This is a genomic window from Rhizobium sp. NFR03 (assembly GCF_900111275.1).
Lineage (GTDB): Bacteria > Pseudomonadota > Alphaproteobacteria > Rhizobiales > Rhizobiaceae > Ferranicluibacter.
On the sequence record NZ_FOGR01000007.1, the window covers coordinates 141,601 to 153,446 of the forward strand.

The window sequence follows — 11,846 nt, forward strand, 5'->3', positions numbered from 1 at the left end:
TGTCATGATTGCGTTTCACCGGCCTGTCTTGCGCGGCCGGGCAGTCTCTTCACCGCACGGCGGCGCCGGATACGGCGGTGACGATGTATTTCTGGAAAAACAGGTACAGGATCAGGATCGGCGCGCTGGCAAAGACCGCCTGCGACATGAGAAAGCCGAGGCCTTCGGACTGGGCAAAGTTCGTCTGCGTCGAGGCGATGCCGACGGTCAGCGTGAACATCTCCTTCTTCGTGCCCGAGATCAGCGGCCAGAAATAATCGTTCCAGACGCTGAGAAAGGTGAAGATGCCCAGTGTCGCCTGCGCCGGCACCGTCAGCGGCAGCAGCACCTTCCAGAAGATCTTGAAGCGGCTGGCATTATCGAGAAGGGCCGCCTCGTCCAGTTCCTTGGGGATGGCGCGGAAATATTGCGTCATCAGGAACACGCCGAAGGGCGCCGAGAGCCAGGGCAGGATCAGCCCCTGATAGGTGTTGTGCAGTTTCGCCCAGGAAAACAGCTGGTGGCGCGCGATCAGCACGGCCTGCTCGGGAATGGCAAGGCCGATGAGGACGATGACGAAGAGGGCGTTGCGGAAGGGAAAGTTGAGCCGGGCAAACCCGTAGCCTGCAAGAGAGCAGAGCACGAGGGTGCCCAGCGTCACGCCGCCGGAGACGATGAGGCTGTTCAGAATCCATCGGAAGACGGAGGAGGTCGTGAGGATGTTGAGATAGTTCTGGAGTGTATAGGGCGCATGGAACACCGCGTTCATGCTCGCCATCAGTTCCTTGTTGTCCTTCAGCGACAAGGCAACGACCCAGACCAGCGGCGCCATCATGATAGCGGCGGCAGCGATGGTCAGCGCGAGGATGACGCGATCGCCTGTGCTGCGGCCGACCATGCCGCGAGGAGATGCATTCGTTTTTGCGGATGGAGATGCGATCGTGCTCATGCACCCTCTCCCTTCCCACGGGAAACCAGATACTGGATCATGGCGGCAACGAGGATCAGTGCGAACAGAACTTCGGAAGCGGCAGCGCCAAGTCCGAGATCCCAGCGCTTGAAGGCGGCGTCGTAGATGTAGAGGACAAGCGGGGTGGACACGTTGTTGGGTCCACCATTCGTCATCAGCCTCGCCTGCCCGAACAGCTGGAACTGCAGGACGATCTGGATGACGACGACGAGCACGAATGTCCGCTTGATGGACGGGAAGGTGATGGACCGGAACGTGCGCCAGCGGCCGGCATTGTCGAGCGCGGCTGCCTCGTAGATATCGCCCGGGATCTGCTGGAGCGCAGAGAGGAACAGCATCATCGGCAGGCCTATGCACCACCAGATCGTGGCGATGGCGATGGCGATCATGACCAGCTTCGGATCGGACAGGAAGGCCGGGGCAGTCGCGCCGAACCAGCCATAAACAGTGGACAGGAAGCCGAAACCGGGCACGAAGACGATGCGCCAGATCAGCGTGACGATGGTGACCGACAGAACGGACGAGGCAAAGAAGACGGTACGCAGGACAGCTGCCGTGCGGGTCTGCCGGTTGAGCGCCAGCGCCAGAAGAAGACCGATCAACGCCAGCGCGGGAACGGTGAGAAGAACAAAATAAAATGTGTTGCCAATCGCCTGCAGGAAGATGCGGTCGTTGAAGAGCCTCGTGTAATTGGCAAGCCCGACGAAGCGGCCGGTGGAAAACGCATCCGCCTTATGCAGGCTCATCCACATGCCCCAGACCAGGGGCACGAGGAGCAGCAGCACGAAGAACACGAGGTAGGGCGCGACGAAGATCGCATTACGCCAAAGCGGTGCGTTGACGTTCTGGACACGTTGCCGGGCGGGGATGCCTCTGTCCTGGGATGTTCCGGTAAGCGTCACGTCAGCCATGGCTGATCTCCTCCGCATGGCGCGCCCGGCCCTCGGCATCGAAGAGATGCGTCCGGGTGCCGTCGAGCGTAAGCGCGATCTCATCGCCGATGGCGACACGGCTCATGCCGATATCTTCCGCGACGATCATGCTGCCGTCCTTCAGCCTGACATAGAGGAGCGTGCGGTCGCCGAGCCTTTCCAGCACCTCGACCCGGCCGGGCATCGTGTTGACGGCGCCGGGCTCGGCGCGACGGACCGCCTCGGCCCGGATGCCGAGCGTCTGTTCGCCGACGGTCACGCCATCGGCCCGAATGGAGGTCGTCAGCTGCGCGCCGTTCGGCAGCGTCACGCCGAGATAGCTGCCGCTCTGCGACAGAATAACGGGCATGAAGTTCATGGTTGGCGAACCGACGAAGGTCGCGACGAACCGGCTTGCGGGCCTCAGGTAGATATCCATCGGCGTGCCGATCTGCTCGATCCGCCGGTTGTTCATGACGACGACCCGGTCTGCCAGCGTCATTGCCTCGATCTGGTCATGCGTGACGAAGATCATGGTGGATTTCACGCGATTGCGCAGCTGCGCAAGTTCCAGGCGGGTCCGGACGCGCAGGGCCGCGTCGAGGTTGGAAAGCGGCTCATCGAACAGGAAGGCCTTGGGTTCCTTGACGATCGCGCGGCCGATGGCGACGCGCTGGCGCTGACCGCCGGAAAGCTGACCGGGCTTTCGGTCCATCAGATGCCCGATTTCCAGCATCCGCGCGGCTTCCGCCAGCCGTGCATCGATCACGCCCCTGGGCACGCCGATATTCTCAAGGCCGAAGGACATGTTATCGGCGACCGTCATATGCGGATAGAGGGCATAGGACTGGAACACCATGGCGATACCGCGCTGGCCGGGCGGCAGCGTGTCGATCCGCTCGCCATTGATCGAGATCGTGCCCTCGTCCACGCTTTCGAGCCCCGCGATCATGCGCAGCAGCGTCGATTTTCCGCAGCCCGATGGCCCGAGAAAAACCATGAACTCGTTGGCCTTCACGGACAGAGACAGGTTTTCGAGCACCGTCATTGCGCCATAGCGTTTCGTGACGCGGTCGATCTCGATCTGCGCGGTCATGCAAGCCTCCTCCCGGCGGTGATGCGGGTCTCTGACCCGCTACGCCACGTCTTCCATCACTCCGTCGCCGAACCGGATATCCTCCTCCGGTCCGGAATCTTGCCCGCCTCCGCTATCAGGCCTTCAGCCGGATCATCCGGTAACTCAGCGGCGCGATAGACGCGGTCAGGCGACCGTCTGCAAACAGAGCGCCGTCGCCCTTCACGGGCACGACATTCTCAGGCTTATCGGCGGTGTTGGTGATGCCGAGGTCGGAGTGGGCGATGACCTGATCCTCGACAATCGAGAGGGCACCGAATTCGAGCAGGCCGACATCGAGCTCAAGCGCGTCGCGCAGATGCCGGTTGACGAGAAAGAAGGTAACGTGGCCCGATGTCGCGTCGTGCACTGCGGACACATCGAGATATGGCACGGTGCCGACATCTTCGACGGTGTAGGTGGGGCTGTCGACCATAAGCTTCAGCGCCGTGCCGCGCCCGTACACAGAAGCGTAATAGTAGGGATAGAAGATCGTCTGGCGCCAGGCCGGGCCGCCCGGCACGGTCATGATCGGCGCGATGACGTTCACGAGCTGTGCAAGGCAGGCAATCTTCACCACGTCGGCGCGATTGATGAAGGTGTTCAGAATGCAGCCGACCTGCAGCACATCCTCGAAATTATAGTCGTCCTCCAGAAGCGGTGGAGCCTCCGGCCAGCCGTTATGCCCTTCGAGGGTGACCTTGTCGCGCTCCTTCGAGTGGTACCAGACGTTCCACTCGTCGAAGGAGATATAAACGTCCTTCTTCGAGCGCTTTTTCGACTTCACATAGGCGATAACGCCGGCAACGGTGCCGATATAGGTGTCGAGCTCAAGGCTGCGTGCGAGATAGCTCGCCGTGTCCTTGGCGCGGTTCTCGAAATACATGTGCAGCGAAATATGGTCGATCTCGTTGTAGGTGTGCTCCAGCACGGTCGCCTCCCATTGCGGGTAGGTTGGCATGTGCGCATTGGAAGAGCCGCAGACGACGAGTTCCAGCCGGCTGTCGAAGGCGCGCATGGCCTTTGCCGTCTCATGCGCCAACCGCCCATATTCGTCCGCCGTCTTGTGGCCGATCTGCCAGGGGCCGTCCATCTCGTTGCCGAGGCACCAGAGGCGCACGTCGAAGGGCGCTTCGCGGCCATTCGCCCGGCGCTTGTCACTCCAGGTGCTGCCACCTTCGTGATTGACGTATTCGAGGAAGTTGCGGGCCTCATCGAGACCGCGAGACCCGAGGTTCACCGCGAGCATCATCTCGGTTCCGACAGTCTCGCACCAGTCGGCAAACTCGTGAATGCCGACCTGATTGCTCTCCGACGTGTGCCAGGCAAGATCGAGGCGAACGGGCCGCTGATCGCGCGGGCCGATGCCGTCTTCCCAGTTGTAGGCTGACACGAAATTTCCGCCGGGATAGCGGACGATGGGGACCTGGAGTTCCTTCACGAGATCGATCACGTCCTGGCGCATGCCATCCGCGTCGGCTGTGGGGTGGCCCGGCTCGTAGATCCCGGTGTAGACGGCGCGGCCCAGATGCTCGATGAACGAGCCGTAAAGCCGCGGGTCGATCTCCGAGATCGTAAATTTGCTGTGAGCAATAACCGTCGCCTTCATGCCGCCTCCAATGCATATTGTATTTCATGATTTATATCATGATTTAAGATGAATAGAGCGGAGGTCGTTTGCAGCGTCAAGCGAAAAATGTTGTGCAGTGCGAAAGCAAGATCTTATGTGCGTGTCCTCAGCCGCAGCAGAATATCCTGATCGTAATTGCCGAAACCGCGACCGAAAATGTTGATGCCTCCCGGGTGCTTCGCGTCTTCCCGTACGCCGATCCGAAGGCGAATGGAATGGTGCACGTCCAGCTTCAGGTCATCGAGACGGACATCCGACATCCGCATACCATCGACATAAGAGCCTTCGTCATTGACGCGAAAACTTTTCAGTTTGCCGTACTGCGAACCTTTCAGTTTCCACCAGTCCGGCGTGTAAACCCCTCGTTTATCACCGAAATCCCCCGGAGACGTCCAGGTGCCCACCTCGACGCCGTTGACGGAGAGGGTGATGTCCGAAGGCCAGTCAGCGCTCGTGCCGGGCACCTCGGAGGAGAGTTCCAGCACGAATTCCAGTTCGCGGATTTCGGTATTGGCAAGGCGGGCATTGTTGGGAAACTGGTATTCGACATGGCCCCGCGTAAACCAGATCAGACCGGTCTTCATGCGGTCCGGATCGAGGAACGTGCTCGGCACATCCAGCAGCCCGATGATGCCATCCACCGAGCAGAGCCCGCAGGGCGCCGACACCTCGAAGCTCGTATAGAGGCCAAGGGGCATGGAGACTTCTATGGCATTCCGTTCCGTTTCCTTGATATCGTTCTTCAGGACGATCAGGATTTCATCGTAGAGCGCATGGCAAACCTTCTGGTTTCCCTTCCGTGCCTTGACGGTCTCCGTGCGGATCAACCCGGCTTCCTGTAGCATTTGAACATTGATCGATACGCTGGACTGCGGCGATCGAAGGACATCGGCGATGTCGTTGACGTTCATCGGCCCCTTATTCTGCAGCAGTTTCAGGATCGAGACGCGCGCCGGTGAGGCAAGACCTTTCAAAACGGCCTGGTTTTCGTCCGGATCGACGACGAGGAAATTTCGGCTCACAATCTGGACTCCAAGTTTCGCCGTTGAGATTTTTATTCATATTGATAAAACGGATTCAGTCAATCTTCGGAACGACAGTGGTTTGCAGGTGAACCGGAGACCATCTGCCCTATCTCAGGGCTCGACCTTACGCCCGGCCCGGAAGCGCCGTTGCGGATGTGATCAGTGAAGGAGACCCGCGTGACGACACCGACAGCCCGCGTACGCCAGACCGCCGACGCTACCTCAGGCGCAGCCCTTGGCAATCTCGATCCCGCGCCACCCGCCACTCTGGTGATCTTCGGCGCAACCGGCGACCTGACGCGCCGGCTTCTCGTGCCCGCGCTTATCAATATGGAACGGGAAGGGCTGATTCATCCGACCTCCACGGTGCTCGGCATCGGCAAGGATGCCGGCGACGACGAGATGCTGCGGACGAGCCTCGAGACCTTCAGTGCCGGGCATTTCGGCGAGAGCGACGCCCAGAGGGCGGAGGCGTGGAAGAGCTTGCGGCCGAAGCTGCGCTATCGCGCGGGCGACTTCACGGCCGACCAGATCTACACGGAAATTTCGGCGGAACTCACCGGCAACGCGGTCTTCTATCTCGCCGTCCCGCCCCGTTTCTTCGGCGATATCGTCGAGAAGCTTGCCGATCACGGGCTGACGACGGAGGCGGATGGAAACTTTCGCCGCATCGCGATCGAAAAGCCGTTCGGGCATGATGCCGCGTCGGCAAACGCTTTGAATGCCCGAATACTGGCGCGGGTCGCGGAAACGCAGGTCTATCGCATCGATCATTTCCTCGGCAAGGAGACGGTCCAGAACATCATGACGCTGCGGTTTGCGAACATGATGATCGAGAAGCTCTGGAACAGCGACAGTATCGACCATATCCAGATCACGGCGGCAGAAACGGTGGATGTGGGAACGCGGGGTAGCTTCTACGACGGCACCGGGGCGCTTCGCGACATGGTGCCGAACCACCTGTTCCAGCTTCTGTCCATGGTGGCTATGGAGCCGCCAATCAGCTTCGATGCGGAAGCCGTGCGGGACGAGAAGGCGAAGGTGCTGCGCGCAATCCGGATTTACGAGCCGGAGGAGGCCGCCGAGAACAGCGTGCGTGGCGCCTATACGGCCGGGACCATCGGCGATCGAACCATTCCTGCCTATACCGAAACAGCCGACGTGAAATCCGATAGCAACACGGAGACCTATGTCGCGCTGAAATTGATGATCGACACGTGGCGCTGGGCCGGAGTGCCATTCTACCTGCGCACGGGCAAGGCGCTGACCGTTCGGGATACGGAGGTCATCGTCACGTTCAAGCCCGTACCGTTCGCGCAGTTCCCGCGCCTGCGGAACGCGCATCTGCCTCCGAACCGCATCGTCATTCAGATCCAGCCGGACGAAGGCATCAGCCTCGATATGCTCATCAAGCGCCCTGGAATCGGCGTGGCGGTGGAGCCGGCTGTCATGGATTTTCGCTATGCGGGCCTGTTCGATATCGGACGGCTCAATGGCTACGAGACCCTGCTCTACGATATCCTGACGGGCGACCAGACCCTGTTCCAGCGCGCGGATGCGGTGGAAGCGGGCTGGCGTGCCGTCCAGCCGTTCCTCGACCGCTGGGCCGAGGGTGGAGCACCGGAGCCTTATGCCCCCGGTTCGCTCGGGCCGGATGCGGCGGCGGATCTGCTTGCGCGCGATGGTCTCGCCTGGCATGAGCTCATCACACGTTGAGGCGTGCCATGGAGGGGCGGATCCGGGCTGCGTTCCACCGGGAGACCGGAGCGCGGTCCCGCTTGCACCACCGAACGGTTGGCGCGGCCATCCAGGTGGTATTGCTCGCTACGGGTCTTTGGTCCCTTCAGCTGGAGGAGGCCGCGGCCCGGACCAAAGAGGAGAGGGACGCCCAATGCCTCTATGAGGGCGGCGCGGCATCGCCCGCACTCTGTATTCGTAGAGACAGCTTCAATGCCGACCTCTGCCGCGCCATCGAGCACTTCGCGAAACGTTCGGATCTGCCGCCTGATTACTTCGCGCGGCTGCTCTGGCGCGAAAGCCTGTTCAGGCCTGAAGCCATCAGCCCGAAAGGGGCGGAGGGTATTGCGCAGTTCATGCCGGGCACGGCGCGCGAAAGAGGCCTCGGCGATACGTTCGACGTCATCCAGTCGCTCGATGCCGCTTCCGCCTATCTCCGGGAGCTTCGCACGCGGTTCGGTAATTTCGGCCTTGCCGCCGCCGCCTATAATGCCGGCGAGGGAGGCCTTTCGCGGTTTCTTTCGACGGGAAAGTTGCCGCTGGAGACACAGGATTACGTCTTTGCAATCACGGGTCAGACGGCAGAGGTTTGGAAAACCACTCCGCCCACGTCGGCGGCTCCGCTTCTCGATCCGGCAAAGCCGTTTCTGGAGGCCTGTACCACGCTCGCGACCAGCCGTATCATACGCGACCCTGTTCTCACCGCCTCGGCCGACTGGGCGCCGTGGGGCGTTCAGCTGGCCGGGCATTATAACCCTGCCACTGCGATGAAACTTTTTGACCTCGCTGTCTCTCGCCTGCCCGCGCCATATAATGGTGAGCGCGCCCTTCTCGTCCGGCAGCGCGGCGGTAATTTCGGATATCGGCCACGCTATGCCGCGCGCATCGGGCGCGAAAGCCGAAAGGAGGCGGACGCCCTCTGCGACATCGTGCGGAAGGCCGGCGGTGCCTGCATCGTCTTTCGCAACAGGCCCCATCGCTGACGGTTCGTCCCGAACAAAAAAGGCCCGACGATGCCGGGCCTTTTCTCGTGGGTGTTTCGGACGTTACTCTGCGGCCTGCGCGGCCGGTGTCGCCTTGCGGTAGGGCTCGCAGAGCGCTTCCATCATCCGCACCTCTTCGGCTGTGAGGTCCGTCAACGGCGCGCGGACCGGGCCTGCGTCAAAGCCCATCAGCCGCACCCCCGCCTTGATGGCGGAGACGGCGTAGCCCTTCTGCCGGTTGCGGATGTCCATGAACGGATAGAAGAAGTCGATCAGGATACGGTTTGTGGTCGCGGTGTCACCGGCCCGGAGTGCCGTGTAGAACTCCTGGGCAAGTGCGGGTACAAAGTTGAAGACGGCGGAGGAGTAGGTCGTCACACCGGCGCCGAGATAGGCGTCGGCAAAAAGTTCTGCTGTCGGCATGCCCCCGAGATAGGTCAGGCGATCGCCCATCGTCGCGGTGATGCGGCGGACGAGCGCGATGTCGCCGGAGCCGTCCTTGAAGCCAACAAGGTTGGGGCAGGCGTCGCAGAGACGCGACAGCGTGTCTGCCGTCAGGATCGAGTTGTCGCGGTTATAGACCATGACGCCGATCGAGACCGACTGGCAGACGGTCTTGATATGCTGGTAGAGGCCTTCCTGGCTCGCATCCATCAGGTAGTGCGGCAACAGCAGGATACCGTCGGCACCGGCCTTTTCCGCCGATTTCGCGATGGAGACCGCGATGCGCGTGCCATAGCCGCAACCGGCAACGATCGGAGTCGAGCCGGCCGAGGCCTTGGCGGCAGCAACGATCTCGGGGATTTCCGAAGGTTCCAGCGAGAAGAACTCGCCCGTTCCGCCGGCGGCAAACAGAACCGTCGCGTCGAAGCCGGCCAGCCAGCCGACATGCGCCTCATAGGCCTTGCGATTGAAGAGCCCGTCCGCGCCGAAGGGCGTCACGGGGAAGGACAGGAGGCCGGCGCCGAGCGCGTGCTTCAGTTCGATGGGATCCATGGACACGGGATTGTTCTCCAGACGTTGCATTACAGACACCGTTACACAGAGATATTATCTCTGTCAATAGTTGTATGATCTATGCCGCGCCGGCGCCGCGTGTGCTGCGCATGAGAGCCCGGTAGCGTTGCTGGCTGCCCTTCAGGTGATTGCGCATTGCATCCCGAGCCGCCGCTTCGTCCCGGTCGGCGATCGCGCGGGCAATGGTCTCGTGTTCCTGCTGGATTTGCGAGAGATAATCGGGCGGCGTGGCTTCCGTCTTGTCATTCCCGAGAAGCGAGCGCGGGATCATCTGCTCGCCGATGGCCTGAAGCAGTTCGCGAAACCGCGGATTGTTGGTGCTGTCGGCGATGGCGAGGTGAAAGCTGCGGTCGCTGTCTACCGTGGCCGTGCCGGAAGCAATCTGATTGTTCATTACGTGCAGTGCCTCGAAGATCAGCTCCTGCTGGGCTGGCGAACAGCGCCCGGCGGCAAGGCCCGCGGCTTCAATCTCGATTGCGGCGCGAACCTCCAGCATCTCGATGATGGACGACACGCGGTTGGGATCGACGCTTTGAAGGCCGCCTTGCGGCTTGGGTTGCGTGGCCAGAACGAACACGCCGACGCCGTGCCGCACCTCGACCAGTCCGTCGGCGCGCAGCGACGCGATGGCTTCCCGGATCACGGTTCGGCTGACCTGATGCTCCTCCGTCAGGCCGCTTTCGCTCGCCAGTTTCTCGCCCGGCTTTAGCGAGCCGTCCGCAATGGCCGCACGCAGCCGTTCGCTGACGGTGGCCACAAGGTTCCGGCCCTTGCGTGCCGGTGCAGCATGCATATCGTGATCTGATCTCTTCAAGTTTCCCCGCCCGGTGCATGCGTCGCTCGTCTTATGTGTCGGCAAGATAACGTATATGGACCGCACGCGGGAAGAAATTTATTGACGTCCTCTCGGAGTCTTATAGGATGACATACGTCAGTTATATGATAACAAGACGTCGCGTTGGAGGCGGGACGCCGTGGGCTCGATGTGATCGATAGCTGGCGGAAACGTGCCTTGCCGTGCGGATGTGTGGAGGAGACGATCATGACCATTTACCAGAACCTCATTGCCGGCGAGTGGGTCGGCTCTCAGGCTTCCCGAAACCTCAGCCCGTCGGATACGAACGATCTGGTCGGCCTTTATGCGCAGGCCAGCGCCGACGATGCGAAGGATGCCATCGCGGCCGCCAAGGCTGCCTTTCCGGCGTGGTCGCGCTCCGGCATTATGGAGAGGCATGCCATTCTGCGGAAGGCATCGGACGAAATTCTTGCCCGCAAGGAGGAGCTTGGCGCACTTCTGGCACGTGAGGAGGGCAAGGTGCTTCCCGAGGCCATCGGAGAGGTGACGCGTGCGGCCCAGATCTTCGATTTCTTCGCCGGTGAAGCGTTGCGCCTGACAGGTGAGACCGTGCCGTCCGCGCGGCCGGGGATCGGCGTCGAGGTGACGCGTGAGCCGCTTGGCGTCGTCGGGATCATCACGCCCTGGAACTTCCCGATTGCCATTCCCGCCTGGAAGATCGCGCCGGCGCTGTGTTACGGCAACACCATCGTCTTTAAGCCTGCGGATCTCGTGCCCGGTTGCGCCTGGGCGATCGTGGATATTCTCAACCGCGCCGGCCTGCCCAAGGGCGTGTTGAACCTCGTCATGGGTCGCGGCTCGGTGGTCGGGCAGGCTTTGCTCGACAGCCCGGATCTTGCCGGCCTTACCTTCACGGGGTCCACGGGCACGGGCAAGCGGGTTGCCCTCGCTTCTATCGAGCATAACCGCAAGTTCCAGCTCGAAATGGGCGGCAAGAACCCGATGGTGGTTCTCGATGATGCCGACCTCTCGGTCGCGGTCGAGGCGGCCGCCAATTCCGGCTTCTTCTCCACCGGCCAGCGCTGCACCGCATCCTCCAGGCTGATCGTCACCGAAGGCATTCACGACCGTTTCGTCGCGGCGCTTACCGAGCGGCTAAAGACGTTGACGGTGGACAACGCGATGAAGCCCGGTACGCATATCGGTCCCGTTGTGGACGAGCGGCAGTTGAAGCAGGACACCGACTACATCGACATCGGCAAGGCCGAGGGCGCCAGGCTGGCCTTCGGCGGCGAGGTGCTGACGCGCGAAACGCCCGGCTTCTACCTTCAGCCGACGCTCTTCACCGAGGCGACCAACCAGATGCGCATTTCGCGTGAGGAAATCTTCGGGCCCGTGGTCAGCGTCATCAGGGCAAAAGATTACGACGAAGCGCTCGCCATCTCCAACGACACGCCTTTCGGCCTGTCGGCAGGCATCGCCACGACGAGCCTGAAGCATGCGACCCATTTCAAGCGCAACGCGGAAGCGGGGATGGTCATGGTCAACCTGCCCACAGCCGGGGTCGATTTTCATGTGCCGTTCGGCGGGCGCAAGGCCTCCTCGTTCGGTCCGCGTGAGCAGGGTCGCTATGCCGCCGAGTTCTTTACGGTGGTGAAGACCGCCTACACGCTGGCCTGAGCAG

General features: G+C 61.8%; 10 protein-coding genes. 3 read left to right on the plus strand and 7 right to left on the minus strand.

What is annotated here, in order from left to right; all coding sequences use genetic code 11:
• Positions 1-49: 49 nt before the first annotated feature.
• From BSG19_RS20010 to BSG19_RS20030, 5 genes are all read right to left on the minus strand, one after another.
• Complete coding sequence (locus BSG19_RS20010; protein ID WP_092989820.1) at positions 50-877, minus strand: carbohydrate ABC transporter permease; 828 nt, start codon at positions 875-877, stop codon at positions 50-52.
• Between the two features lie 47 nt (positions 878-924).
• Positions 925-1,860 carry a carbohydrate ABC transporter permease gene (locus BSG19_RS20015; protein WP_092989786.1) on the minus strand — a complete coding sequence of 312 codons (936 nt, stop codon included), beginning with the start codon at positions 1,858-1,860 and terminating at the stop codon, positions 925-927.
• Positions 1,853-2,956 carry an ABC transporter ATP-binding protein gene (gene ugpC, locus BSG19_RS20020; protein ID WP_092989787.1) on the minus strand — a complete coding sequence of 368 codons (1,104 nt, stop codon included), beginning with the start codon at positions 2,954-2,956 and terminating at the stop codon, positions 1,853-1,855. The genes BSG19_RS20015 and ugpC overlap by 8 nt, the downstream gene beginning before the upstream one ends.
• Positions 2,957-3,071: 115 nt before the next feature.
• A complete protein-coding gene (locus BSG19_RS20025; protein WP_092989788.1) occupies positions 3,072-4,583 on the minus strand; it encodes an arabinosylfuranosidase ArfA in 1,512 nt (503 codons plus the stop codon).
• Positions 4,584-4,696: 113 nt separating this feature from the next.
• The gene (locus tag BSG19_RS20030) at positions 4,697-5,626 is read right to left on the minus strand and encodes an ArsR/SmtB family transcription factor (RefSeq protein ID WP_092989789.1); all 930 of its coding nucleotides are present in this window, start codon (positions 5,624-5,626) and stop codon (positions 4,697-4,699) included.
• Positions 5,627-5,896: 270 nt separating this feature from the next.
• Between BSG19_RS20030 and zwf the strand changes: the two genes are divergently transcribed.
• Both zwf and BSG19_RS20040 read left to right on the plus strand, forming a co-directional pair.
• Complete coding sequence (zwf, locus tag BSG19_RS20035; RefSeq protein ID WP_280142420.1) at positions 5,897-7,345, plus strand: glucose-6-phosphate dehydrogenase; 1,449 nt, start codon at positions 5,897-5,899, stop codon at positions 7,343-7,345.
• Between the two features lie 62 nt (positions 7,346-7,407).
• Positions 7,408-8,349: a transglycosylase SLT domain-containing protein gene (locus tag BSG19_RS20040; protein WP_244529335.1), complete on the plus strand. Its 942-nt coding sequence runs from the start codon at positions 7,408-7,410 to the stop codon at positions 8,347-8,349.
• Between the two features lie 63 nt (positions 8,350-8,412).
• Here the strand turns inward: BSG19_RS20040 and kdgD are convergent, their stop codons facing one another.
• On the minus strand, positions 8,413-9,345 hold the full coding sequence (gene kdgD, locus BSG19_RS20045) for a 5-dehydro-4-deoxyglucarate dehydratase (RefSeq protein ID WP_092989792.1): 933 nt from the start codon (positions 9,343-9,345) through the stop codon (positions 8,413-8,415).
• Between the two features lie 79 nt (positions 9,346-9,424).
• Positions 9,425-10,159, minus strand: a complete 735-nt coding sequence (locus tag BSG19_RS20050; RefSeq protein WP_092989793.1) for a FadR/GntR family transcriptional regulator — start codon at positions 10,157-10,159, stop codon at positions 9,425-9,427.
• A gap of 249 nt (positions 10,160-10,408) precedes the next feature.
• On the opposite strand from BSG19_RS20050, the gene BSG19_RS20055 reads away from it, so the two are divergent.
• Positions 10,409-11,842 carry an aldehyde dehydrogenase family protein gene (locus BSG19_RS20055; RefSeq protein WP_092989794.1) on the plus strand — a complete coding sequence of 478 codons (1,434 nt, stop codon included), beginning with the start codon at positions 10,409-10,411 and terminating at the stop codon, positions 11,840-11,842.
• Positions 11,843-11,846 lie beyond the last annotated feature (4 nt).